At 75.5% G+C, this 23,671-nt stretch carries 28 protein-coding genes; 13 read left to right on the top strand and 15 right to left on the bottom strand.

Annotation, left to right across the window (positions count from 1 at the left end; translation table 11 throughout):
* Positions 1 to 121: 121 nt before the first annotated feature.
* The gene (locus HH311_RS28605; protein WP_169187128.1) at positions 122 to 1,087 is read left to right on the top strand and encodes a ferritin-like domain-containing protein; all 966 of its coding nucleotides are present in this window, start codon (positions 122 to 124) and stop codon (positions 1,085 to 1,087) included.
* 60 nt (positions 1,088 to 1,147) lie between these two features.
* Here the strand turns inward: HH311_RS28605 and HH311_RS28600 are convergent, their stop codons facing one another.
* Positions 1,148 to 1,852 (bottom strand): response regulator, encoded by a 705-nt coding sequence (locus HH311_RS28600; RefSeq protein WP_169187127.1) that lies wholly within the window; start codon positions 1,850 to 1,852, stop codon positions 1,148 to 1,150.
* A gap of 98 nt (positions 1,853 to 1,950) precedes the next feature.
* Here HH311_RS28600 and HH311_RS28595 point away from each other — a divergent pair, with 98 nt between their 5' ends.
* Positions 1,951 to 3,219 (top strand): amidohydrolase, encoded by a 1,269-nt coding sequence (locus HH311_RS28595; RefSeq protein ID WP_169187126.1) that lies wholly within the window; start codon positions 1,951 to 1,953, stop codon positions 3,217 to 3,219.
* Positions 3,220 to 3,222: 3 nt separating this feature from the next.
* Here the strand turns inward: HH311_RS28595 and HH311_RS28590 are convergent, their stop codons facing one another.
* On the bottom strand, positions 3,223 to 3,654 hold the full coding sequence (locus tag HH311_RS28590; protein WP_169187125.1) for a group 1 truncated hemoglobin: 432 nt from the start codon (positions 3,652 to 3,654) through the stop codon (positions 3,223 to 3,225).
* Between the two features lie 174 nt (positions 3,655 to 3,828).
* Entirely contained in the window at positions 3,829 to 4,635 is an 807-nt protein-coding gene (locus HH311_RS31130) for a histidine phosphatase family protein (protein ID WP_211190940.1), read from the bottom strand.
* 113 nt (positions 4,636 to 4,748) lie between these two features.
* Between HH311_RS31130 and HH311_RS28580 the strand changes: the two genes are divergently transcribed.
* On the top strand, positions 4,749 to 6,509 hold the full coding sequence (locus HH311_RS28580) for an acyl-CoA dehydrogenase (protein WP_312030472.1): 1,761 nt from the start codon (positions 4,749 to 4,751) through the stop codon (positions 6,507 to 6,509).
* On the opposite strand, the gene HH311_RS28575 is transcribed toward HH311_RS28580, so the two are convergent.
* Together HH311_RS28575 and HH311_RS28570 are read right to left on the bottom strand one after the other, a co-directional pair.
* Entirely contained in the window at positions 6,502 to 6,819 is a 318-nt protein-coding gene (locus HH311_RS28575) for a tetratricopeptide repeat protein (RefSeq protein WP_312030471.1), read from the bottom strand. The two genes, HH311_RS28580 and HH311_RS28575, sit on opposite strands and share 8 nt — an antisense overlap.
* 5 nt (positions 6,820 to 6,824) lie before the next feature.
* Entirely contained in the window at positions 6,825 to 7,439 is a 615-nt protein-coding gene (locus HH311_RS28570) for an FMN reductase (protein WP_169187123.1), read from the bottom strand.
* Between the two features lie 419 nt (positions 7,440 to 7,858).
* On the opposite strand from HH311_RS28570, the gene HH311_RS28565 reads away from it, so the two are divergent.
* The 3 genes from HH311_RS28565 to HH311_RS28555 all read left to right on the top strand — a co-directional run bounded on the left by HH311_RS28565 (position 7,859) and on the right by HH311_RS28555 (position 9,234).
* A complete protein-coding gene (locus HH311_RS28565) occupies positions 7,859 to 8,074 on the top strand; it encodes a helix-turn-helix domain-containing protein (RefSeq protein ID WP_312030470.1) in 216 nt (71 codons plus the stop codon).
* A gap of 10 nt (positions 8,075 to 8,084) precedes the next feature.
* Positions 8,085 to 8,645, top strand: a complete 561-nt coding sequence (locus HH311_RS28560; RefSeq protein WP_169187122.1) for a Clp protease N-terminal domain-containing protein — start codon at positions 8,085 to 8,087, stop codon at positions 8,643 to 8,645.
* A gap of 199 nt (positions 8,646 to 8,844) precedes the next feature.
* Positions 8,845 to 9,234: a hypothetical protein gene (locus HH311_RS28555; RefSeq protein ID WP_169187121.1), complete on the top strand. Its 390-nt coding sequence runs from the start codon at positions 8,845 to 8,847 to the stop codon at positions 9,232 to 9,234.
* A 50-nt stretch (positions 9,235 to 9,284) separates the two neighbouring features.
* Here HH311_RS28555 and HH311_RS28550 read toward each other — a convergent pair whose 3' ends face one another.
* Positions 9,285 to 10,223, bottom strand: coding sequence for a DMT family transporter (locus tag HH311_RS28550; protein ID WP_169187120.1), 939 nt, complete (start codon positions 10,221 to 10,223; stop codon positions 9,285 to 9,287).
* Positions 10,224 to 10,262: 39 nt separating this feature from the next.
* Here HH311_RS28550 and HH311_RS28545 point away from each other — a divergent pair, with 39 nt between their 5' ends.
* A complete protein-coding gene (locus HH311_RS28545; RefSeq protein WP_211190939.1) occupies positions 10,263 to 10,811 on the top strand; it encodes an ABATE domain-containing protein in 549 nt (182 codons plus the stop codon).
* A gap of 65 nt (positions 10,812 to 10,876) precedes the next feature.
* Here the strand turns inward: HH311_RS28545 and HH311_RS28540 are convergent, their stop codons facing one another.
* From HH311_RS28540 to HH311_RS28530, 3 genes are all read right to left on the bottom strand, one after another.
* Positions 10,877 to 12,031 (bottom strand): patatin-like phospholipase family protein, encoded by a 1,155-nt coding sequence (locus tag HH311_RS28540; protein ID WP_169187119.1) that lies wholly within the window; start codon positions 12,029 to 12,031, stop codon positions 10,877 to 10,879.
* Between the two features lie 96 nt (positions 12,032 to 12,127).
* Positions 12,128 to 13,543, bottom strand: coding sequence for a glutamate decarboxylase (locus HH311_RS28535; RefSeq protein ID WP_211190938.1), 1,416 nt, complete (start codon positions 13,541 to 13,543; stop codon positions 12,128 to 12,130).
* 76 nt (positions 13,544 to 13,619) lie between these two features.
* Positions 13,620 to 14,228 (bottom strand): TetR/AcrR family transcriptional regulator, encoded by a 609-nt coding sequence (locus tag HH311_RS28530; RefSeq protein WP_169187117.1) that lies wholly within the window; start codon positions 14,226 to 14,228, stop codon positions 13,620 to 13,622.
* Positions 14,229 to 14,349: 121 nt separating this feature from the next.
* Between HH311_RS28530 and HH311_RS28525 the strand changes: the two genes are divergently transcribed.
* Both HH311_RS28525 and HH311_RS28520 read left to right on the top strand, forming a co-directional pair.
* The gene (locus HH311_RS28525; protein WP_169187116.1) at positions 14,350 to 14,775 is read left to right on the top strand and encodes a DUF1707 domain-containing protein; all 426 of its coding nucleotides are present in this window, start codon (positions 14,350 to 14,352) and stop codon (positions 14,773 to 14,775) included.
* A 59-nt stretch (positions 14,776 to 14,834) separates the two neighbouring features.
* Entirely contained in the window at positions 14,835 to 15,725 is an 891-nt protein-coding gene (locus tag HH311_RS28520; protein WP_169187115.1) for an SMP-30/gluconolactonase/LRE family protein, read from the top strand.
* Positions 15,726 to 15,796: 71 nt separating this feature from the next.
* On the opposite strand, the gene HH311_RS28515 is transcribed toward HH311_RS28520, so the two are convergent.
* Positions 15,797 to 16,585, bottom strand: coding sequence for a hypothetical protein (locus HH311_RS28515; protein ID WP_169187114.1), 789 nt, complete (start codon positions 16,583 to 16,585; stop codon positions 15,797 to 15,799).
* Positions 16,586 to 16,720: 135 nt separating this feature from the next.
* Here HH311_RS28515 and HH311_RS28510 point away from each other — a divergent pair, with 135 nt between their 5' ends.
* A complete protein-coding gene (locus tag HH311_RS28510; protein ID WP_169187113.1) occupies positions 16,721 to 17,374 on the top strand; it encodes a Crp/Fnr family transcriptional regulator in 654 nt (217 codons plus the stop codon).
* A 32-nt stretch (positions 17,375 to 17,406) separates the two neighbouring features.
* On the opposite strand, the gene HH311_RS28505 is transcribed toward HH311_RS28510, so the two are convergent.
* Positions 17,407 to 18,078: a GAP family protein gene (locus tag HH311_RS28505; RefSeq protein ID WP_169187112.1), complete on the bottom strand. Its 672-nt coding sequence runs from the start codon at positions 18,076 to 18,078 to the stop codon at positions 17,407 to 17,409.
* Between the two features lie 241 nt (positions 18,079 to 18,319).
* On the opposite strand from HH311_RS28505, the gene HH311_RS28500 reads away from it, so the two are divergent.
* Positions 18,320 to 18,637 carry a hypothetical protein gene (locus HH311_RS28500; RefSeq protein ID WP_169187111.1) on the top strand — a complete coding sequence of 106 codons (318 nt, stop codon included), beginning with the start codon at positions 18,320 to 18,322 and terminating at the stop codon, positions 18,635 to 18,637.
* Between the two features lie 152 nt (positions 18,638 to 18,789).
* On the opposite strand, the gene HH311_RS28495 is transcribed toward HH311_RS28500, so the two are convergent.
* Positions 18,790 to 19,152, bottom strand: coding sequence for a nuclear transport factor 2 family protein (locus HH311_RS28495; RefSeq protein WP_169187110.1), 363 nt, complete (start codon positions 19,150 to 19,152; stop codon positions 18,790 to 18,792).
* A gap of 123 nt (positions 19,153 to 19,275) precedes the next feature.
* Between HH311_RS28495 and HH311_RS28490 the strand changes: the two genes are divergently transcribed.
* Positions 19,276 to 20,139, top strand: coding sequence for a helix-turn-helix transcriptional regulator (locus tag HH311_RS28490; RefSeq protein WP_169187109.1), 864 nt, complete (start codon positions 19,276 to 19,278; stop codon positions 20,137 to 20,139).
* Here HH311_RS28490 and HH311_RS28485 read toward each other — a convergent pair.
* The gene (locus HH311_RS28485) at positions 20,133 to 20,744 is read right to left on the bottom strand and encodes a hypothetical protein (RefSeq protein WP_169187108.1); all 612 of its coding nucleotides are present in this window, start codon (positions 20,742 to 20,744) and stop codon (positions 20,133 to 20,135) included. The genes HH311_RS28490 and HH311_RS28485 overlap by 7 nt on opposite strands.
* A gap of 52 nt (positions 20,745 to 20,796) precedes the next feature.
* Entirely contained in the window at positions 20,797 to 21,681 is an 885-nt protein-coding gene (locus HH311_RS28480; RefSeq protein WP_169187107.1) for an SDR family oxidoreductase, read from the bottom strand.
* A gap of 93 nt (positions 21,682 to 21,774) precedes the next feature.
* Here HH311_RS28480 and HH311_RS28475 point away from each other — a divergent pair, with 93 nt between their 5' ends.
* Complete coding sequence (locus HH311_RS28475) at positions 21,775 to 22,593, top strand: LLM class flavin-dependent oxidoreductase (protein WP_169187106.1); 819 nt, start codon at positions 21,775 to 21,777, stop codon at positions 22,591 to 22,593.
* Between the two features lie 121 nt (positions 22,594 to 22,714).
* Here HH311_RS28475 and HH311_RS28470 read toward each other — a convergent pair whose 3' ends face one another.
* Complete coding sequence (locus HH311_RS28470; protein WP_169187105.1) at positions 22,715 to 23,536, bottom strand: hypothetical protein; 822 nt, start codon at positions 23,534 to 23,536, stop codon at positions 22,715 to 22,717.
* Positions 23,537 to 23,671: the final 135 nt, after the last annotated feature.

The following is a 23,671-nucleotide window of genomic DNA, read 5'->3' as shown; positions in this document are numbered from 1 at the left end:
TCACGTGGAGTCGCCCGCGACCCACGGGTAGCCGGAACCACGACGCCGTCGGTACCGGTCGACCCCGATGCCGCGACGGCGGACCCCGTCAGAACGACACCACGCGACGATGGGAGAACGCATGACCCACGCCACGATGATCGGCCAGCTCCGTTCGCTGCTCCAGCTCACCCAGACCGAGGTGCAGATCGCCCGCATCCGGGTCGCGCAGGCCCGGACCGACGCGGTCCGCAAGGAGCTGCGGGAGAACGCGGAGAACGCCGAGCGCCGCACGGCCGAGATCACCCGCGAGCTGCAGCGTCTCGGCGGTGTCGCCGACGTCGTCTCGCCGCTGGTCGGCCGCGTCGCCGCGTTCGTCAAGGGAACCTTCGAGCAGGCCGAGCCGGTCGACGAGGCGCTGCTGGGCGACCTCGTCCTGGAGCACCAGCTCCACGACCGCGCCACCTACCTCAAGGCCCTCGCCGAGGCCTCCCGCGAGAAGCCGACCAGCCAGCTCGCCGAGCGGCTGATCACCGCTCACAGCGCGACCGTCGAGTGGCTGACCACGGTGCTCGCCGAGGAGGCCCTCGGTGGCCCGTCCGCGCTGCGCGCGACCCCGGTCCAGGCGGTCGCCGGCGGCGTCACGCGCGCGGTCAACTACCCGGTCCGGTTCGCCCGCGACCAGGTCAACCGCGCCCTGGGCCGCGTCCAGGACACCGGCGACCAGGTGCGCACCGGCGTCACCCAGGTCGCGGGCAAGGCCGCGCAGTTCAGCGAGAACGCGCGCGACGTGCTCCTGACCGGCCGGGACGCCTCGCTGCAGCGCGCGGAGCAGGTCGCGCGCCGGCAGGGCGACACGGCCGCGGCCGAGTCGGTCCACGAGGCCCGGGCGCGGCTGGGCAGCCTCTCGGCGTCCGAGCTGCCGATCCCGGACTACGACAACCTCTCCGCGTCGGCCGCCGCGAGCGCGGTGAAGGAGCTGACGTCGGTGGACGACCTCAACAAGGTCATCCACTACGAGGAGGCCCACAAGAACCGCCACAGCGTGGTCTCGGCGGCGCAGACCCGCCACGCCGCGCTGGCGCAGGAGATCGCCGGGATCCGCTGAGGTCCCGCGCACGCCACGATCGGCGGCGGCACCCAGGGGGGTGCCGCCGCCGACGTGTGTCTAGCCCCCCGGCTCGAACCGGTACCCGCGCCCCGGCTCGGTGACGAGGTAGCGCGGCCGGGACGGTTCCGGCTCGAGCTTGCGGCGCAGGTGACCGAGGTAGACCCGCAGGTAGTGGCCCTCGGTGCCGTAGGCCGGGCCCCACACCTCGTGCAGGAGCTGCTGCTGGGTGACGAGCATCCCCGGATGGCGCACCAGGTACTCGAGCACGCCCCACTCGGTCGGCGAGAGGTGCACCTCGGCGCTCTCCCCCTCGGCGCCGTGCCGCAGCACCTTCTTCGCGACGAGGTCGACCTCGAAGTCCGGGGTGCTCACCCTGGGCTCCCCCTCGCCGCCGACGGTGGCCGCCCGCCGGACCGCGGCGCGGATGCGGGCGAGCAGCTCGGGCATGCCGAAGGGCTTGGTCACGTAGTCGTCCGCGCCGCCGTCGAGCGCGGCCACCTTGTCCCCCGCGTCGCTGCGCGCCGAGAGCACGATGACCGGCATCGAGCTCCACCCGCGGATGCCTTCCAGCACCTCGAGACCGCTGACGTCGGGCAGGCCGAGGTCGAGCACGACGACGTCGGGCGCGGGCCGGTCGGCGGCCGCCCGCAGCGCGCCGGCGCCGGTGGCCACCGGCACGACGGTGTGGCCGTGCGCGGTGAGGTTGATCCGCAGCGTGCGCAGCAGGTGGGGGTCGTCGTCGACGACGAGGACACGGCTCACCGGGCCACCCCGCTCCGCCCGCTCCCCATGACGCCCATCCTGGACCCCGTCACCGACACCGTCCCCGTGACGTCGACGACCGGGGCACGATGGCCGCCATGAGCACCGCCGTGACCTGGCGCCGCGACCTGCACGCCCACCCGGAGGTCGGGTTCACCGAGTTCCGGACGGCCTCGCGCGCCGCGGGCCGCCTCGCCGACCTCGGCTGGGACATCCGGACCGGTACGGACGCGATCGACCCCGCCGCCCGGCTCGGCCCGCCCGACGACGACGTGCTCGAGGCCGCCTTCACCGCCGCGGCCGGCGACGGTTCCTGGGCCGGGGACGAGCGCTTCCTCGGCGCGATGCGCGGCGGGCTCACGGCCGTCGTCGCGACCCTCGACACCGGGCGGCCCGGACGCCACGTGGCGCTGCGCGCGGACACCGACGCACTGCCGATCACCGAGTCCGCCGAGCCCGGGCACCCGCCGACCGCGGCCGGGTTCCGGTCGACCCGCGAGGGCGCGATGCACGCCTGCGGCCACGACGGCCACGTCGGGATGGCGGTGGAGCTGGCCGAACGGCTCACGGCCGCCCCACCGGACGGGCGCGTCACGATCCTCTTCCAGCCCGCCGAGGAGGGCGGGCGCGGCGCCGCGGCGATGGTGCCCGCCGGGGTGGTGGACGACGTCGACGTGCTGCTCGCCGCCCACCTCGGGATCGGCCTGCACAGCGGCGCCGTCGCGGCGGCCGTCGACGGGCTGCTCGCGAACACCAAGTACCGCGCGACGTTCCACGGCCGCGCCGCCCACGCCGCCATGGCCCCGCACGAGGGCCGGTCCGCCCTGCTGGCCGCCGCGGCCGCCACCCTCGCCGTCCACACCGCGCCGCCGTTCCCCGGGCACGAGACCCGGGTCGCCGTCGGCGCCCTGCACGGCGGCACGGTGAGCAACATCGTCCCCGACCGCGCCACCGTGCTGCTCGAGACGCGGGCCGACGACGGCGCGGTCAACGACGAGGTCGGGTCCCGCGTGCGCGCGGCGCTCGAGGGGGCCGCCGCGACCTACGGGTGCACCGTCGATGTCGAGCCGATCGGGAGCGTCACGACCGCGACCGGCGACCCGTCGGTCTCGGAGGCCGTCGCCCGCGCGGCGCGCGAGGGCGGCGTCGACGTCGTCGTCCCCACCGCCGACCTGGGCGTCGCGAGCGACGACGCCACCGCGTTCATGCGCCGCGTGCAGTCCCACGGCGGCGTCGCCACCTACCTCGCGATCGGCTCGGACCTCGCGGGCCCGCACCACACCCCGGGCTTCGACGTCGACGAGGCGGTGCTCGGCCCGGGGGTGGACCTGCTGGAGCGGGCGGTGCGCGCGCTCACCGCGCGGTAGGCGTCACGCCTGGGCCAGCGCCGGCTCCAGCGTCCCCTCCGGCGCGACGGGCGACTGCTCGACGACCTCGGGCCGGTAGTGCTCGATGATCGCCATGAACTCGTCCTCCTCGGCCAGGGGGACGCCGAGGAACTTCAGCGTCGCGCGGATCTCGAACGACACCGCGTCGAACTGCTCCGGGGTGATCCGCAGCGTCTGGTGCGCGGCGACCATGTCGAGCCCGGGGTAGCACTTCGGCCCGCCCGCGGCCTCGATCGACCACGCCGTGACCAGGAACTTGTAGCCGGGGGCGTTCGCCGGGTCGCCGTGGTGGGCGTGCACGCCCTCGTTCGCGTTGACCTGCGCGTTCTCGAACAGCCGGTCGACCAGGACGTCGACCGCCCCCGCGATCGCGTAGGTGCCGCCGAGACGCTCGTACAGGGATTCGCCGCTCATGGTGGTGCCCGCCCTCCGCCGTGGTGGTGATCGACCCACTGTGGCCAGGCGCACACACTCCGGTCAATGGCGCGCGACCAAATCGTGTCCAGCGCGCCTCCCGAGATGCCAGCGAAGCGTCGTCGCTTTCATCCAGTGGCAGGAAAGCCCCGTCGTCGGAGCGGCGCCCCCGGCTCAGCCGGCCCGGTCGTGGGCGGTACGCCGACCGTCCAGGTAGGCCGGGTCGATCCACGGCGGGATCACCGTCGGCAGGTCGACCCGCACCCGGTGCTCGCGGAAGGCCACCGTCGCGGTGTCGCCGACCACGCGGACGTCGACCTGCTCGAGGTTGGCCGGCTCCCCCGGGTCGTGCCCGATCGCGGCGGCGACGAAGGCGCGCATCGGCCCGGAGTGCGAGCTGACGAGCGCGATCCGGCCCCGCCCGGGCTCGGCGGCGAGCGCCGTGATGCCCGCCCACAGCCGGTACACCGCGATCTGCGGGGGCTCGAAGTGCCGCGTCGTCGAGGTCAGCCAGCGGTCGATCGGCCCGCCCGTCCTGGACGCCTCGCCGTAGTTGGCGTCGAAGCGGTCGTACTCGAGGGCCCAGTCCGGCGCCGGGCGCTCCGGGTCCAGCGCCAGGCGCCGCGCCGCCACCCCGGACGACTCGCGCGCCTCGCCGTCGTACAGGAACTGCAGGCTGTCGAAGTGGGCGTCCGGCTCCAGGTCCCCGACGACAACGCTGTGGCCGGCTCCCAGCTCCTCGTCCAGGGTCGCGACGAGGGCCGCGCGCAGCGTGACCGCCGTGGCCGTCCCGCGGGCGGTCGGCGCATGCGGCAGGCGCACCCGCTCACCCGCCGGCACCGTGGCGGCGAGGTCCTTCCCGAGCGCCCGCCCGGCCTGCCGCGCCTGGGACTCGCCGAGCTCGGTGAGCCCGACGTCGTCGAAGTACCCGTGCGTCTCGCCGTGGCGCAGGAGCACGACGCGCATCTCGGCGGTGGTCACGGGCGTCAGCCTGCCGCGCGGACGCGGCAGTGATCCAGAGCCGCGTTGCCGGGACGCGAACGCAGCGCACGGAGGCCCGACACGCGCGGCGCTCACGTGCCACGCTGGCGGTCGTGAGCGAATCCCGGATCCTCGCGCGCGACGACCTCGACTTCCTGCTCCACGACTGGCTGGGCGTGGCCGACCTCCTCGAGCGCCCGCCCTTCGCCGAGCATGACCGTGACACCGTCGACGCCGTGCTCGAGCTCGCCGAGCAGATCGCCACCGAGCGCTTCGAGCCCCACAACCGCGCCGCGGACGTCGCCGAGCCCCACCTCGCCGACGGCCGGGTGGTGGTGGTCGACGGCGTCCGCGAGGCGATCACCGCGTTCGCCGAGGCCGGCTTCATCGGCGCGTCGGTGCCCGCCGCGCAGGGCGGCACCGGGCTGCCGTTCACCGTCGCGCGGGCCGCCCTGGCGTGGTTCCAGGCCGCCAACATCGGGACCGCGTCGTACCCGTTCCTGACGACGGCCGCGGTCAACCTGCTCCTCGCCCACGGCACCCCCGAGCAGATCGCGGCGTGGGTGCCCCCGATGCTCGACGGCCGCGCCTCCGGGACGATGTGCCTCTCGGAGCCGCAGGCCGGGTCGTCGCTCGCGGACATCACGACCCGCGCCGAGCCCCGGGACGACGGCACCTACCGCGTCATCGGCACCAAGATGTGGATCTCCGGCGGGGAGCACGAGCTGACCCCGAACATCGTCCACCTGGTCCTCGCCAAGATCCCCGGCGGGCCGCCGGGGGTGAAGGGCATCAGCCTGATCGCGGTGCCGCGGTTCCTCGAGGACGGGACCCGCAACGACGTCGCCCTCGCCGGCCTGAACCACAAGATGGGCTACCGCGGCACGGTGAACACCCTGCTGAACTTCGGGGAGTCCGGCGGGGCGGTCGGGTACCTGGTCGGCGCCGAGCACGGCGGACTGGCCGCGATGTTCCACATGATGAACGAGGCGCGGGTCGGCGTCGGGATGGGCGCCGCGGCGCTCGGCGTCACCGGCTACCTGCACGCGCGGGAGTACGCGCTGACCCGGACCCAGGGCCGGGCCGTCGGCGGCCGCGACGTCACCAGCCCGATGATCCCGATCGCCGAGCACCCCGACGTCAAGCGGATGCTGCTCGCGCAGAAGGCCTACGCCGAGGCCGGGATGGCGCTCGGGCTGTACTGCTCGCGGCTGGTCGACGAGAAGGACACCGCGCCCGACGACGAGGCCCGCGCCCGGGCGGCGCTGCTGCTCGACGTCCTCACCCCCATCGCCAAGAGCTGGCCCTCGCAGTGGTGCCTCGCGGCGAACGACCTCGCGATCCAGGTGCTCGGCGGCTCGGGCTACACCCGCGACTTCCCCGTCGAGCAGTTCTACCGGGACAACCGGCTCAACCCGATCCACGAGGGCACGCACGGCATCCAGGCCATCGATCTGCTGGGACGCAAGGCGGTGATGCGCGGCGGCGCGGGCCTGGAGCTGCTGCTCTCGACGATCCGGTCGACGCTGGCCCGGGCGGATCAGCACCCGGAGTACGCGGCTGCGCTGGAGTCGGCGCTGGTCCGCGTCGAGAAGACCACGGCGACGCTGCACGCCGCGGGCGACCCCGACGTGACGCTGGCCAACGCGAGCGTCTACCTCGAGGCGGTCGGGCACGTGGTCGCGGCGTGGATCTGGCTCGAGCAGCTCCTCGCCGTCGACGCCCGGGACGGGACCGACGGCGGCGGCGCGTTCGCCGAGGGCAAGCGCGCCGCCGCCCGGTACTTCTTCCGCTACGAGCTGCCGAGGACGGGTCCGCAGTTCGACCTGCTGGACTCGCTCGACACCACGACCCTGGACTGGACGGTCAGCTGACCCCGAGCGCCGCGGCCAGCTTGAGCGGGCCGGCGGCCTCGTCGTGGCGGCTCTGCCGGGCCAGGGCGCGGCCGAGCAGCAGGTGGGCGTAGCCGTCGGCGGGGTTGGCCGCGACGAGCGTCCGCGCCTCGGCCTCGGCGCGCTGCAGCTGCGCGGAGTGGAAGTAGGCGCGGGCCAGCAGGAGGCGGGCCGCGGTGGCGTCGGGCTCATCGGCGACGAGGCCGGCCAGCACCTCGGCGGCCTCGATCCACTGGCCGAGCTCGGCGTGGAAGGTCGCCGTGTCCCAGCGGTCGGTCGTCAGGGGACTCACGGGGTTCACCTCCGCAGGAGGGCGTCGAAGGAGGGGGTGTCGGCGAAGGGATCGGCGGGGTCGGCCCGACGGCGGGCGGGTGTGCCGGTCACGAGGTCGGCCAGCTCGCCCGCGGCGCGGGCGACCCGGTCGGTGAGCTCGCCGTCCCCGGCGCCCCAGTCCTCGGCCGCGGCGAAGACCGCGGTGGGGACGACGACGGCGCGCAGGTAGGCGAAGATCGGGCGCACCGCGTGCTCGAGGACGAGCGAGTGCCGGGGGGTGCCGGCGGTCGCGCCGATCAGCACCGGGGTGCCGACGAGCGCCTTCGGGTCCAGGACGTCGAGGAACGTCTTGAACAGCCCGCTGTACGAGGCGGTGAACACCGGGGTCACCGCGATCACCGCGTCGGCGTGGGTCACGCTGTCGATCGCGGCCGAGAGCGCCGGCGGCGCGAAGCCGGTCAGCAGCATCGAGGCCAGGTCGTGGGCGTGCTCGCGCAGCTCGACGACCTCGACGTGCACCTCGTCGCCGCGCTCGCGCACCGCCTCGGACGTGGCGGCGGCCAGCCGGTCGGCCAGCAGGCGCGTCGACGACGGCGTCCCGAGCCCGGCGCTCACGACGGCCAGCGTGCGGGTGCTCATCGTGTTCCCTTCGAAGTTGACGGTTCAACTGTTCGCCGGAACGCCCCACGGTTCGCGCCCATTCCGCATGATCAGGAGCACTGGGCGCACCTCCGGGGCGGATCCGGGCTGCCCCGCGTACCCCTCGCCGGAGCGCACCCTCACTCCCGCGGGACGCCCTGCCCCCAGCCCATGATCACGAGCACTGGACGCACCCGCGAGCACCGTCGGACCTGCCCTACGTGCCCCTCGCCGGAGCGCGCCCTCGCTCCCGCGCAGCACCCCGCGCTGTCCCGTCCTCTCCGCATGATCACGAGCACTGGGCGCACACCCGAGGACCGTCCGACCTGCCCCACGTGCCCCTCGAGGCCGCCCCGACTGACGAGCTCGCTGTCAATCCAGGTTGACACCCTGACCGCTGTCATCCTAGGTTGACGGTCGTGGCTGATGCGGTGGCGATGGCGACCTCGGCGTCCTCGACGGACCCGGCGGTCGGACTGGCAGCGGTGGCGTCCCTCCGGACGCTCACCGACTCCCTCGAGGAGCTGCAGGTGGGGCGGGCCCGACGGCTCGGCTGGTCCTGGCAGCAGATCGCCGACGCCCTCGGCGTCAGCCGGCAGGCGGTGCACAAGAAGCACCGCCGAGGACTCGTCTGAGGGGACGCCCATGTTCGAACGGTTCACCCGGCCCGCCCGGCGCGTGGTGGTGCTGGCCCAGGAGCACGCCCGGATGCTCGGCGCCCAGGAGGTCGGCTCCGTGCACCTCCTGATCGGGCTGTGCGAGACCGAGGGCCCGGGAGCGAGGGTGCTCGCCGCGCACGGGGTCACCGGCGACGACGTCCGAGGCGCGGCGCGGACCGCGGCCACCGCCTCCCGGCTCCCCGACGCCGAGGCGCTGGCCGGTCTCGGGATCGACCTCGACGAGATCCGACGCCGCGTCGAGGAGACGTTCGGCCCCGGCGCCCTGGAGGGCACGCGGGCCGCCGGGCGCCGGGCCCGCCGCCGGGCGTGGGGCCACCTGCGCTTCACCACCGACGCGAAGAAGACCCTCGAGCTCGCCGTCCGCGAGGCCGTCCGGCGCGGCGACGGACACATCGGCACCGAGCACCTGCTGCTCGGCGCCCTGCACCCGCAGACCGGCGCGGCCGGCGAGTACCTGCGCGGGCGCGGGCTCACCCTCGACGGCGTCCGCGCCGAGCTCGAGGAGCCGGGCCGCGCCGCGGGGTGACGCGGCACCACGAGAGACGGACGCCCGAGGTCTGTGACCCGAAGAACGGCACACGGTCCGAGCCGCGGGTGTTGTCGACCAAGACGGCGACGGAGGCAGTGCCCCCGGCACCGTCGGCGAGCCGCAGAGCACGACCCGGGGTCCCGAGCCGCGCCTCGCCCGACTCGCTCCTCACCACCGGATGAGAGGGGCGCCTGTCATGGCACTCAGCAGTCGTTTCGCGGTCGACACCACCGCCGTCGTCGCCGGGGCCTTCCTGACCACCGCCGCGTTCGCGTTCGCCGCGCCCGTGGCGACCTGGATCGCGTTCGGCATCTTCATCGGGCTGATCGCGCTCGGTGGTCTCGGCGTGGTGCTCGACCAGCACGCCACCGGGTACGCCACCCACGGGCTGCTCGCCGCCGTGGGCATCTGGTCGCTGGTGGCCACGCTCGTGTTCGCCGGCGCGACGCTCGGCTGGCTCGTCGTGGCGGGCGCGGTCGCCGCGGTGGTGCTCGGTCTCGCCGACCTGGTCGCCCACGAGGTGACCACCGAGCGCGTCGTGCACCAGCTCGAGGTCACGCCCACGCGCGAGTCCGCGACCGTCTGATCCCGACGGCGAGGGGCGCCCTCCGCACGGAGGGCGCCCCTCGCCGCGTCTCAACCCGGCCGGAGCTCGGAGCGGCTCACCAGTCCCACCCCGACCGCCGCCAGCGCCACCCCGGCCAGCGCGGCGAGGTGCAGCGGCTGGGCCAGGACCGGGACCGCGAGCAGTGCGGTCACCGGCGGGACGAGGAAGAGGTAGCTGGTCGCGCCCGCCCCGCTGCGGCGGCGCAGCAGTACGAAGAGCAGCAGCAGGCCGCCGACCGAGTTCACGACGGCGAGCCACACGACCGACCCGATCGCCGTCGCCGTGAGCGGCAGCGCGAACCCGCCGGAGACCGCGGCGAGCGGCAGGGAGGTCAGCGTCGCGGCACCCATCTGGATGGTCGTCGCGCTGCGCAGGTCCGCCGAGACCGGCGCGTGCTTCTGGAGCACCGTTCCGGCGACGAAGCCGGCGAGACCGAGCACGACGAACAGGATCCCGGCCGCCCGCGCCCCGCCGGAGAGCTCGGCGCTCACCGCGACGCCCACCCCGGCCAGCCCGACCGCCAGCCCCAGCCGGCCCGCGGGCCGGAGCCGCTCGCCGTCGAGACCCACCGCCACCACGGCGATCACCAGCGGGCTCGCACTGACGATCAGCGAGGCCAGCCCGGCGGACACCCCCAGCGCCAGCCCGTCGTAGATCCCCGCGAACTGCACCGTCTGCAGGAGGATCCCCGCCGCCGCGGGCCGCAGCCAGTCGCGCGGCCGCGCCGGCCAGGGCGCCCCCGTCACCAGCGCGATCGTGCCGATCACCGCGGTGGCCAGCAGGAAGCGCCAGAAGATCAGGGTCAGCGGCGGGCTGGCGCCGGTGCCCAGGTCGCCGACGAGGTAGCCGCTCGTCCAGACGAGCACGAACGCCGTCACGAGCCCGAGACCGACGAGGCGCGGGCGGATCGGGGACCGGGTCGGAGTCGGGACCGGCACCTCGTAACAGGTCGGGGTGTTACGCAGCATGAGGAGGACCGTAACAGGTCGACGCGTTACGATGCATCCGTGCCGACCAACCCGGACCTGCGCTACGACACCGGGGCCACGTGGCTCGACCTGCTCGCCACCGTGGGCAGCGCCTACGGCCCGGCGCCGGTGGACCGCCTCGGCAGCGTCGAGCTCCTGGCGCGCTGGCTCGAGCGCCAGGGCCTCGCCCCCACCGCGGCCCCGGACGACGACGACCTCGCCCGCGCCCGCGAGCTGCGCGAGCTGCTCCGCCCGCTCGGCCTGGCCGCGGCGGCCGGCCGCGCGCCGGACCCGGCCGCCGTCGAGGGGCTCAACGCCGTGCTCGCGCGGGACACGCCGCTGCAGCTGACCCCGGCGCTCTCGGTGGCCGCTCCCCCGACGGCGGAGGCGGCCCTGACCCGCATCGCCCGTCAGGCGGCCGAGCACCTGGCGGGCCCGACGGCGGGTCGTCTGCGGACCTGCGACGACCACGACTGCGGGATGCTCTTCGACGACGTCACCGGGCGCCGCCGCTGGTGCTCGGCCGCGGTCTGCGGGGTACGGCACCGCGTGCGGGCCCACCGCGACCGCGCCGCCGCCGGGGACTGACGGCGCGGGCCGGGCGCGATCAGCCGACCAGAGCCGATATCAGGATCGACGTCGCGGCGCGGTCGTCATTCCCGGGCGTCCTCGGCGAGCACGGCCCGCGCGTCCGCCCGTCCCTGCTCGATCTGGGCGCGGGCGTAGTCGGGGTCGAAGAACACCAGGCTGAGCAGCTCGTCGCGGCCGATCCCGCCGCCGCCGGCGGTGAGCAGCCGCTCGATGGCCCAGCTCGCGTCCCACGGACCGCGGGCCCGCGCGTCGAACGCCCGGCGGGCGAGACCCGCCAGCTGCCCGTCGGCCGGGGCCACGACCCGGAACGGCACCCGCCGGTGGCCCGCGACCTCCCGGTCTCCCGCGAGGTCGCGGATGGTGCGGTTGCGGCGCCGCAGCGCCTCGACGTCGTCGCCGAGGGCGTCGGTGAGCACCGCCCGCACCGAGACCGCGGCGGCCTGGTCGAGGTCGGGCTGCGGCCCGTCGGCCACCTCGACCGGGGCCGGGTCCAGCGAGTGCCCGGACACGACGAGCAGCTCGCCGACCCCGAAGCGGAGCGCGGCGTCGAGCGGGGCGTTGAGCCGCACCCCGCCGTCGATGTACCAGCCGCGCTGCGCCGCCGGCTCGGGCACCCACACCGGCGGGAACAGCACCGGGATCGCAGCCGAGGCCAGCAGGTGCTCGGCCTCGACGCGGGTCGCGACGACGTCGGTGGCGTGCAGCGGCTCGCCGACGTCGGGCTGTTCCCCGGCGACGAAGAGCCGGGTGCGGGCGGCCACGCCGCGCCCGGGCACGACCGTGGCGGCCACCCCGAGCGAGCGCACCCGCGGCCCGCCCACGACGCGGGCGACCACGGCCGGGTCGAACCGCTGCCGCGCGAGGTCCTCCAGCGGCGCGACGTCGAGCACGCTCGTCACGTGCCCGGGCAGGCCGAGCGCGCGGGCACCGAGCGCGAGACCGGTGCCGGGCAACGTCAGGACGGGGTTGGTGTAGACGCCGTGGACGTCGCGCCAGACCTCGCAGACCCGCTCGCCGGCCTCGCGACCCTCCCCCGCGTGCTGCGCGAGGAGCCCGGCGGTGATCGCGCCGGAGCTCGTCCCGAGCAGCACCAGCGGGCGCTCCGGCGGGAGCGCCCGCACGATCTCGGCGATCGCGCCCGCCTCGTAGGGCCCGCGCGCCGCCGCGCCCGAGATGACCAGTCCCAACGGCGCCTCGCCGGCCCCCACGCCCGTCACGACGCCGAGCCTTCCGCACCGCCGCCCGGCGGACGAGTCGACGCGCTGGCGGGCCGGCGATCTCGCGCCGCGGCCTGCGGGACGGCGAAGCCAGCGTCAGCGCGGGCTGGGCGCGCCGGTGTGGCTGAAGGAGCTGTCCGTGGCGTCGCGCATCGGTCCCGGCTGGCGGTCCAGCCGGGCGAGGACCCGCTGCAGGTCGGCGAGGAGCTGGTCGGCCAGGCTGTGGGTGAGCCCGTTGCGCACCACGAACCGCAGCACCGCGAGGTCCTCGAGCTCGGGCGGGAAGGTGTACGCGGGCACCTGCCAGCCGTGCTCCCGCAGCCCGGCCGAGACGTCGAAGACCGAGTAGTGCGTGATCGCCGGGTCGAGCGTCGCGGCGACCACCGGGAGCTCGGTGCCGCGGGTGAGCAGGCGGAAGCACCCGGACGCGGCGAGCCCGTCGGCGAGCCGGCCGGCGACGTCGCGGCAGTGCTGCTGGACGCGGGTGTAGCCGTCCCGGCCCAGGCGCAGGAACTGGTAGTACTGCGCCGCGACCTGGGCGCCCGGCCGCGAGAAGTTGAGGGTGAAGGTCGCGACCTCGTCGCCCAGGTAGTTCACCCGGTAGACGAGCTCGTCGGGCAGCGCGGGGGTGTCCCGCCAGGCGACCCACCCGAGCCCGGGGTAGACCAGCCCGTACTTGTGGCCGGAGGTGTTGATCGAGGCGACCCGCGGCAGGCGGAAGTCCCACACCAGCTCCGGGTCCAGGAACGGCGCGATCATCGCGCCGGAGGCCCCGTCGACGTGGACGGGCACGTCGGGACCGCCGCGGGCGGCCACGTCGTCGAGGGCCGCGCAGATGTCGGCGATCGGCTCGTAGCTGCCGTCGAAGGTCGAGCCGAGGATGGCGACGACGCCGATGGTGTCCTCGTCGACGTGGGCGGCGGCCTGCTCGGCGTCGAGGTGGTACCGCTCGCCCCGCATCGGGACGATCCGCGGCTCGACCTCGAAGTAGTTGGCGAACTTGTCCCAGCACACCTGGACGTCCGCGCCCATGACGAGGTTGGGTCGCCGGCCCGACCCCGGGCCGACCCGGGCGGCCCAGCGGCGCTTCAGCGCCAGCCCGGCGAGCATGCAGGCCTCGCTGGACCCGGCGGTCGAGCAGCCGGGGGCGGTGGCCGCGTCGGGGGCGTGCCACAGATCGGCGAGCATCCGGGTACAGCGTCGCTCGAGCTCGGCGGTCCGCGGGTACTCGTCCTTGTCGATCATGTTCTTGTCGGCACAGTCCGCCATGAGCGCCGCGGCCTGCGGCTCCATCCACGTCGTGACGAACGTGGCCAGGTTCAGCCGGGCGTTGCCGTCGAGCATCAGCTCGTCGTGGACCAGCTGGTGGGCGACGTCCGGGGCGAGCTCGTGCTCGGGGAGCCGGTCCCCGGGCATCACCCCCGGTTCCGCGGTGAAGGTCGGCAGCAGCGCGGCGTCGAGACCGCTGCCGGGGTACGGCGCGCGACGCGCGCCGGCGGGCTCGTCGGGCATGCCGCCGATCATGGCCCGCCGCGCGCCCCTCCTGAAGCCCCGCCGGGGATCGGGTCCCGACGACGGCGGGTGCCGCTCACCCGGGCAGGGCGCCGGCGATCAGCGCCGCCGCCGCCCGCCGCGCCCGTTCGGCGGTGGGCGCCTCGGTGACCCGGTCGGCCGAGAGGAACCCGCCGGCGTCGAGGGTCGCGTAGCCGTGCGCGAGGACCACGACCTGCTCCACCAACGGGAGCGCCCCGTCCGGCCCGGCCAGCTCGAGGGCCGGTGCGACCAGCAGGTCCATGACGTGGCGGCCGGCGCGGGCCAGCTCCTCGTCGTGCAGCGCCCGCAGGTCCGGCGCGAAGATCACGTCGAAGCCGACGCGGTCGGCCCGCACCACCTCGGCGTAGGCCCCCGCGGCGGCCGCGAGCCGCTCCCCGGGATCGGTGCCGGCCGCAACGAGGGCCCGGGCGATCCCCTCGGCGAGCGCGTCCGCGGCCCGGGTGACGACGGCGGCCAGGAAGCGGTCGCGGTCGGCGAAGTGCCGGTACGGGGCCGCCGTCGAGACCCCGACCCGCCGCGCGATCCGCGACACCGAGAACCCCGCCACCCCGTCCTCGGCGAGGTGCGCCAGACCGGCGTCCACCAGGCTCGCGGCGAGGTCCCCGTGGTGGTAGCGCCCTCGCCGGGCCGGTCCTCCGGGCACACGCGCCTCCCCGCTCCGACTCCGCCGCCACCCTAGGGGCGTGCCCGGGTGACCCCGGCCGCGTCGGGACGTTGGTCCCCGATTCACGGCGGATTCGCCGCGGGCGGCGCACCATGGGGTCATGGGTGACGACGGGGACCGGACGCCGGCCGAGCGGCACGGCCTCCGGGTCGGCCACGACGAGCGGACCGCCGCGCTGAAGGCGCTCGACACGCACTTCGAGGCGGGCCGGCTGGACGTGACCGAGTACGGCGAGCGGTCCGGCACCGCGGGCTCCGCCACGTACCGGCACGAGATCGAGGCGCTGTTCACCGACCTGCCCGCGCCCCATCCCCGGTACTCCCCCGACGCGGACGCGTCGGCGCTGCCCGACAAGGCCGTCGACCACCGCCCGGTGCGCCACCACCACCCCGCGCTCGCCCTGCTCCCGATCGTCGCCGTCATCGGGCTGGTCCTGCTCGTCGTCGTCGGGGGGCAGCCCGGCGCGCTCGCCTTCTTCCCGATCATCTTCATCCTCGCCGGGCGGTTCGGGCCCCGACGGTTCTGAGCTCCCGGCGCTAGGGTGCCCGCGGGTCGCGCCGAGGCGGCCCGACGACGGGAGGCGCCATGAGTCACGACGTCCGCACGGTGGTGGACGGGATGTCGTTCACCGAGGGCCCGCGCTGGCACTCCGACCGCCTCTGGTTCGTCGACTTCTACACCCACCGCGTGTACTCCGCGGCCGAGGACGGCGCCGACCTGCGCGTCGAGGCCGAGGTGCCCGAGCAGCCCTCCGGGCTGGGGTGGCTGCCCGACGGGCGCCTCCTCATCGTCTCCCAGCTCGACCAGCGCATCCTGCGCCGCGAGTCCGACGGGACGCTCGCGACCCACGCCGACCTCTCCGACGCCGTGCCCGCGCAGCTCAACGACATGGTCGTCGACGGCAGCGGGCGCGGCTGGGTGGGCAACTTCGGGTTCGACCTCATGGGCGGCGCGCCGGTGGCGCCGACGGCGATCCACCGCGTCGACCCCGACGGCAGCGTCCACCTCGCCGCGAGCGACCTGTGGTTCCCCAACGGCAGCGCGGTGTCCCCGGACGGCCGCACGCTGGTGGTCGACGAGACCTTCGGCAACCGCGTCTCGGCGTTCGACATCGCCGACGACGGCGGCCTCGGGCGCCGCCGCACCTGGGCCTCCTTCGGTCCGCTGCCCGACGACACCGACCTCGAGAAGGTGCTCGGGTCGCTGTCGGTGGCACCGGACGGGTGCTCGACGTTCGACGCCGAGGGCTGCCTCTGGATCGCCGACGCCGGCAACGGGCGGGCCATCCGGGTGCGCGAGGGCGGCGAGATCCTCGACGAGGTCTCCCCCGGCACCGGGGTGTACGCGTGCGGGCTCGGCGGCGCCGACGGGCGCACCCTGTTCCTCTGCACGGCGCCGGACTTCCTCGCCCACAACCGCAAGGCCGCCCGCGAGGCCGCCGTCATGGCGACGACCGTCGAGGTCCCGGCCGCCTGACGCGCGACGACGAGGCCGGGCCCGGGAGCGTCCCCGGGCCCGGCCGCGTCGGGCAGGTCGTCAGTCCTGCGTCACCGCGGAGGGGCGGTCCACAGCGCCCGACCGGCGATCAGGCCGAAGACCAGCCACAGCGCGAGGGTGGCGAGGAACCCGGCCGGGCCGAGCCCGTGGGCCGCCAGGAACAGGACCGTGCCGACCACCGGCAGCGCGACCGACCACCAGGGCAGCACCCGGCCGCGGGCCAGGCCGACGGCGAGCAGCACCGGGCCGAGCGTGAAGCCGACCATCATCGGGATCTGCCACCCGGCGGTGAGCGCCGGCATGCCGAGGGCCTTCTGCCCGATCGCCATCGCGGTGTCGGGCCCGAACGCGGCGGCGATCTGGGCGTCGAACCAGTCCTCGACCACGGCGCCCGACAGGTTCACGAAGCCGAGGGCGCCCAGCGCGCCGCCGAGGATCGTCAGGACCCGGCCGCGGCGGGACGCGAGCGCGAGGCCGGCGAGCAGCAGACCGACCCCCAGGAAGAGGAAGCCGTAGTGGAGGATCGTCGCCGCGACGTCGGCCCCGGCCGGGTCGGCACCGTAGGCGACGTACATCCCGCGCGGCTCGGGCTCCGTCGAGGGCGGGTCGAACACCGTCGACACCGCGGCGAGCACCGCGCCCAGCGGCAGGGCGATCGCCGCGCCCCGCCCGGCCAGGGCGTACACCCGGCCCGGCGGGGCGGCCTCGGAGCGGGACGTCGCGGACCCGGCGGCCGGCTCGGCGCGCTCGTGGCGCGGGCCGGGCACGGCGGCGACACCGGCAGCGTCGCGCGCGGCGTCGTCGGCGGAGGAGGACGAGGGCGGGGTGGTGACGGTCATGGGACTCACGCTCCGGGTGGTCGGTCGTCATCGACCGCACCAGCGTCGCCCGTTCCGTCCCTTCCGTCCGTCCCGCCGACGACGGTGGAAGTGTCACGGCGACGACATTCCGGACCCCCGATTAGGGTCCACGCCGTGGAGCTGCTCGCGGGCATGTCGGCCGAGGACCGGCGTCAGGTGCTCGCGAGCGGACGGCGCCGGAGGTTCGCGCCGCGCGAGGTGGTCTTCCACGAGGGCGACCCGGCCGACACGTTCCTGCTGATCGACGTCGGCCGCCTCGCGGTGCGCGCCGCGACCCCGCTGGGCGACACCGTCACGTTCGCCGTCGTCGGGCCGGGTGAGGTGGTCGGCGAGCTGGCCCTGATCGACAGCGGGGCCCGGCGCAGCGCCTCGGTGGTCGCGCTGGAGGCGACCGAGGCCTGGTCGTTCACCGCCGAGACCTTCCACCGGCTCCGGCGGACCAACGCGGGCGCCGACGCGTTCGTGCTCCAGACGCTGGCCGCCGACGTCCGGCGCCTGTCCGGGCTGCTGGTCGAGGCGCTGCACCTGCCGGTGGAGACGCGGGTGCTCCGCCGCCTGACCGACCTCGAGCGGCAGTACCGCACCGGCGGGGACCCGACACGGATCCCGCTCACCCAGGACGAGCTCGCGTCGCTGGCCGGTGCGAGCCGTGCCACGGTCAACCGGGTCCTGCGCTCCGTGGCCGCGGACGGGCTGCTCGAGCTGCGTCGGGGCCGCATCGTCGTGCTGGACGCGGCCGGTCTCGCGAGGTGCGCTTCGCGCCCGTGAGCACTAAATGTCGCTATACCGACATTTAGTGCTCACGAGCCGGAGGCACCGAGGAGCCCCGACAGGCCCTTCCCGGTGAGGTACAGCCCGAGCACCGTCGCGAGGACGATGGTCAGGTGCCGGCTGTGCCGCGAGCCCCAGGCGCGGACCGCGTCCACCTGACGGCGGGTGCGGTCCGGGTCGAGGGCGACGGCGAGCAGCACCGCGACCGGCACCAGGAAGCGCAGCAGGTTGTAGACGACCACCTGGAGGACGCCGTTCGCGAAGCTCGGGCCGGTCTGCAGGATCGCGACCAGGCCGGCGAGGTAGAAGACGCCGGGCAGGTTGGTCACCGCGCCGGCCGTCGCCGCGAGGGGCACCGACGGGTTGCGCAGCTTCGCGGTCCAGGACCCTCGGCGCGGCTCCCGCGTCCCGAGCCACGGCGGCGCCCACCCGGCCACGGACGCCGCGGCGTAGGCCAGGGCGGCCAGCCCGAGCCCGAGGTCGATCACCTCCCGGACGGTGCCGGCGGTGCGGCTCGGGGCGCTCACGTGCAGCCCGGCGACGATCGCGATCCCGACGGCGAGGCTGACGACCAGCCCGCTCACGACGTAGGCGAGGAGCAGGCGGGCGGGCCGCCGGGCGAGGAGCAACGCGTAGATCACCGCGAGCGGGGTGGCGCGCACGGCGCTCACCAGGCCCAGCAGGAGCGCTTCGGTGCTCATCGCGTGACCTCCTCGCCGAGGTCACGTGGGGGACCCGGTCTGCTCCGGCGTCAAGGTACCGACGAAGTGCCCCGCACCGGAGCCCTCCCGCGGACGCACCGCGCACCACTCATTGCGGTGAACGGGTGATCGACGCCGTGACCCGCGAGCGGATCTCCAAGTTGTCGACACGTCATCCAACGGCCGCGACCGACACCCGTCCCCGTGGTCGGACTCCCCCACCAGGAAGGACCCGCCACCCATGGCGACCCTCCGCACCACCGTCCTCGCGGCGGCCATGATCTCGACCGGCATGGTCTCGACCGCCGGGCTCGCCCTGGCGAACGACCACGGCCACGACGGCCCCACCTACCAGGAGGGCCTGATCAACTCGAGCGACTTCGCGCCGAACACCACCGGCGACCTCTGCAACAACGACGTCCCGGTCAACGCCGCGGGCGTGCAGGTCCCGGTCCAGGACCTCGGCCTGGGCATCCCCCTGCTCTCGACGGCGACCGAGCACGGCAACGGCGGGACGAACGCCAAGGGCTGCGGGAACGGGATCGCCGCGCAGAACTGAGCGCTCCCCCGTGCTGAGCGAAGGGCACCGTCGGTCGGACAGATCGAGCGACGGTGCCCTTCGCTCGGCTCGGTGCGGGACGCGGCCGACCACGTCCCGCGCGACCGGGTCGCCGCGACTCGGTCGCGCGGGAGCGCTCCGACCCGGCCGGCTCAGGCCGGGACGCGGTCGAGGAACCCCAGCACGCTGGTGATGCGGCCGTCGTCGTCGAGCGTGACCACGTCCGACCCGGCCACCGGCGCCGGGCCCTCGTCGGGACCCAGCTCCCAGGAGAACCGCGCCTGCCGGTGGTGGCCGTCGACGTCCCCGGCCAGCCGGAACACGAAGCCCGGGAACTGGTCCTGCACCCCGGCGATCAGCGCCGCGACCGCCTCGCGGCCCCGGACGTCGGCCAGCGGGTCGACGTAGCTGCCGTCGGCGGCCCACAGCGCCGCGACCCGGTCCGCACGGGACTGAGGGTCGGTCTCGTTCCACGCCGCGATGTAGCGCTGCGCGACGTCGGCGAACTCGGTCATGGTGTCCTCCCGGACCTCGAGGCTGATCGGTGTGGGAGACCACGCTGGCCGTGGCCGGGTAGCGGCGTCGATGACCTCCGAGGTCATGGATCGCGCCGCCCCGCGCTCCTACCGTCGACCCCCATGACCTCCACGGTGGCCGCGCCGGGCGCGCTGCTGCGGGGCTGGCGGACCCGCCGGCGGCGCAGCCAGATGGACCTCGCGCTCGACGTCGGGGTCTCGACGCGGCACCTCAGCTTCGTCGAGACCGGGCGTTCCCGCGCCAGCCGGGAGCTGCTGCTCGACCTCGCCGACCACCTCGAGGTGCCGCTGCGCGAGCGCAACGCGCTGCTCCTCGCGGCGGGGTACGCGCCGGTGTACGGGGAGACGCGGCTCGACGACGCGGGCCTCGACGCCGTGCGGGAGGCGCTGGGTCACCTGCTGGCCGGCCACGAACCGTTCCCGGCGCTGGTGATCGACCGCTGCGGGGACGTGGTGATGAGCAACCGGGCCGTCGGGCCGCTGCTGCGCATGCTGGACCCGGCCTGGTCGAGGCCGCCCGTGAACGTCTACCGGCTGAGCCTGGACCCGGACGGCCTGGCCCCCCACATCCGCAACCTCGACCAGTGGGCCGGCCACCTCGTGCACCGCCTCGAACGGCTCACCGACCTCACCGGCGACCCGCGGCTCGCGGAGCTCCTCGCCGAGGTCCGGGCCCACGTCCCCGACGACGGCCGCGCGCCGGACCGCACCGAGCACGTCGTGCTCCCGCTGCACCTGGCCCACCCCGACGGCGACCTGCGGCTCTTCTCGACGATCACGCACTTCGGCGCGGCGTGGGACGTCACGCTCGACGAGCTGTCCGTCGAGACCTTCGTCCCCGCCGACGCCGCCACCCGCGCACGGCTCGCCGCCTGGCTGGACCCCGAGGCGAGCACCGCCCGCCTCGCCGCCGTGGCCGAGGCGCAGGCGACTCAGCGGCCGGACGCGCGCTCGTCGCGCTACTGACCGCCGTCGTCCACGCTCGAGCGCTCCCGACGCCGCTGCTCGTCGTCGCTGTAGGTCGACGCCTCCACCGCCGCGTCGCTGTCGAGGCCCGAACCGAGCGCGCCGGCGACCGTCCCGAACGCCGTCGCCAGCCAGGCCAGCCGCACGTGGTCCGCGGCGCCCTCCGGGGTGAGCGCGTCGGTAGCGAACACCGGCGGCTCGAGGAAGAAGACCGTGGCGACGATGTTGAAGACGAACACCGTCACGGCCATCGTCAGGACCCCGACGAGCAGCGTGAGCACCGTGGAGGCGTTGAGCAGCGCCGCGTCCTCGTCGTCGCGCAGCTGCGAGGGACGACGCCACAGGTCGTGGGCCCCGATGATCCAGACGACCATCATCACGATCGCGGCCACCATGGTGATCACGAGCTTGGTCCAGCTCAGCGCGCTGGCGAGCTGCCAGACCGTCGAGGTGATCACCAGGTAGGCGCTCGTGGCGAGGACCGCGGCGAGTGCGCTGCGCATGCCGAGCACCATCCGCCACGGCCGGTTGTCGGCCACCATCGCGGCGAGCTGGCGCAACCGACCGCGGGACTCGGACCGGGCGGCGAGCCCGCGCGATGTCATGGTCACCATCGTCCCGAGATCCGCCTGATCGTCCTGCAGCGGGGTGCCTGGTCTACAGGCGCGCGGCCCGCACCGCGTCGACCAACGGCGTCGGCGCCCGGCCGAGGAGGTTCTCCAGCGCCGGGCTGTCGGTCTCCAGCTCGCCGCGCGCCGCCGACCCGTCGAGCGACGCGACGAACTCCGCGGTCGCCCGGTCCATCCCCGCGGCCACGAGGTGGTCGGTGAGCTCCTCGACCGACAGGTCGCGGTAGACGACGGTCGTCCCGGTGACCGCGGTGATCGTCTCGGCGAGCTCGGTGAGCGTGAAGGCCGGGCCGCCGAGCTCCCAGTAGCCCTGCTGGTCGGCGATGTCGCCGGTCAGCAACGAGACGGCGGCCTCGGCGTAGTCCGCGCGGGTGGCCGCGGAGATGCGGCCCTGGCCGGCGGCGCCGACGATCTCGCCGTCGGCCAGGAACTGCTCGATCCGCCCGGTGTAGTTCTCGATGTACCAGCCGTTGCGGGCCACGGCGAAGGGCAGTCCGGAGCCCTGCAGGACGTCCTCGGTCGCGGCGTGCTCGGGGGCGAGGACCAGCTCGGTCTCGTCGGCGTGGAGCACGCTGGTGTACACGACGAGGCCCACGTCGGCGGCGTTCGCGGCGTCGATCACCGCGGTGTGCTGGCGGACCCGGTCCCCCGGGTCGGGGCTGGAGACGAGCAGGAGCCGCTCGATGCCCTCGAGCGCCGGGCCGAGGGTGTCGGGGCGGTCGTAGTCGGCCTCCCGGATCCCGACGCCGAGGTCGGCCAGGTCCTTCGCCTTCTCCGGGTCACGGACCAGCGCGAAGACGTTGCCGGCGGGGATGCCGCGCCGCAGCAGCGCGTCCACGGCGAGCCGGCCGAGGTGGCCGGTGGCGCCCGTGACGGCGAACGACGGGGCGGGCACGACGGGGTTCTCGCTCATGCCGCGCAGGGTGCCCGATGATCACGAGGGCACACCCCGCGTCGTGCGACGCCCGCCCCGCTGCGCTCCGTGGTCGCTCGTTACGGTCGGTGCGTGCAGTTGGGATACCTGAGCCACGTCGCCGGCGACCGTCCCGCGCGCCAGGTGTTCCGCGAGACGATCGAGCTGGCGGTCACCGCCGAGGCGCACGGGTTCGACGCGTTCTGGGTCGCCCAGCACCACGGCGGCGCCCTCGAGGGTCTGCTCCCCTCGCCGCTGGTGCTGCTCGCGGCGATCGCCGCCCGGACCAGCACCCTCCGCCTGGGCACCGCCGTGGTCGCGGCGCCGCTCGAGGACCCCCGCCGGCTCGCCGAGGACGCCGCCACCCTCGACGTCCTCTCCGGCGGCCGGCTGGAGCTGGGGCTGGGGGCCGGGGCGGACGCCGCGGCGGCCGCCGTCTTCGGCCGCGACCACGCCCGGCGGCACGACGGGTGCACCGCGGTCGCCGACCGGGTCTGCGCACTGTTGGAGGGTCACGACGGCGAGGCGGTGCCGGTCGTGCCCGAGGCGCACGGCCTGCGTGACCGGTTGTGGTGGGCGACGTCGTCGCGGACCGGGGTCGACGCGGCGGCCGCCCGCGGCATCGGCCTGGTCTCCGGCCGGCCGGACATGACGGCGGAGCTCGAGCGCTACTGGACGCGGTGCCGCGCGGAGGAACCGCGGGTGGCCGTGTCGCGGACCGTGGCCGCCGGGGAGGACGCCGCGGCGGTGGCGGCGCGCTGGGCGTCCGACCCGGCCCGGGAGTGGGCGACGATGCTCGTCGTGCAGACCCAGCCCGCGCGGGTGGAGATGCCCGCGCACGTGCGCACCGTCGTCGAGCTCGGTGCGGCGCTGGGCGCGGGCCGGCTGGTCGCGTCATCGAGCGGACGCTGACGGCTCCCGGCGCCGCCGTGGCGGTCCACTCGGGTCGGGCCCGCCCGCCGAGTGGACACACAGGGCTCCCGGAACAGCCGTGGCGGTCCACTCGGGGCGGACCAGCGAACCAGGGGTCAGGTCAGCCGGCGTCGGCCAGGGGCACCTGGCGCCGCCGCGCCCGCCACTCGCTGCGGTGCGCGAGCACCACGGCGCCGGGGCGCATCCGCCCGAAGGTCCGCTGGATCTCGGCGACCCGGTCGAGCGCCGGGCCGCGCCGCCCCGTCGTCGGGCAGGTCGCGTAGGGCCGGGTGGTGGCGAGCATCCGCGTGCCCGCCCGCCCGAGGGCCGCGGCGACGAGGGCGCCAGACGTGCAGCGGGCGCCGGGCACGACGACCTCGAGCGTGGCGACCCCGTCGACGCGGCTGGTGAGGTGCGCCGGCACGCCGGGCGCGGCCGGCACGGTGAGGGCGACCGGCCCCCGGGCGAGTCGCTCGTCGAGCGCGGCGAGGAAGGACGGCTCGAGCGCGTCGGGGTCGACGAGCGACGGCAGGAGCTCGCGGGTCGTCGTCACGGCGGGCGTCCAGGTCGACGGGCGGCCGAGGGCGTGCCGGACCGCGCGGACCACCTCGGCGTCGGGGTGGCAGGTCAGCGCGTAGCCGGGCCCGCTCCCGTGGAAGACCGGGGTGCCGAAGGCGATCGCGGTGGCGGCGAGCGAGCGGTCGGCGTGGTCGTCGAGCACCAGCCGGTGGGCCGACCAGTCGGTGCGCCAGAAGCGGTCGAGCTCGCCGCGCTCGTGGGTGGAGAGGCGGCGGCCGAAGACGGTCTCGGCGAGGGCGTGGGCGTCCATGGCGTACTCGGCGTGCTCCTCGGGCGGGCGGGGGGCGTGGAGCGGGAGGCCACCGGAGCCGTCGACGACGCGCAGGATCGGGTCGGTCATCACCGAGTCCGTCGTCACGGTCATCTGGTCGGCCTCCTCGCGGTCCGCGTGCGGTGCGAGGAGAACCCTCTCCCGGGCGGGCGCGCCCGTCCGTCTCCTGCCCGACCCCCGTTGTGTCACCGAGGCGACAGAGGTGCGGCTCCGCCGCTCGTGAGCACT

Origin of the sequence: Actinomycetospora sp. TBRC 11914 (assembly GCF_012933465.1) — a bacterium.
Taxonomy (GTDB): Bacteria; Actinomycetota; Actinomycetes; order Mycobacteriales; family Pseudonocardiaceae; genus Actinomycetospora.
This window is presented reverse-complemented; position numbering and strand designations above follow the sequence as displayed.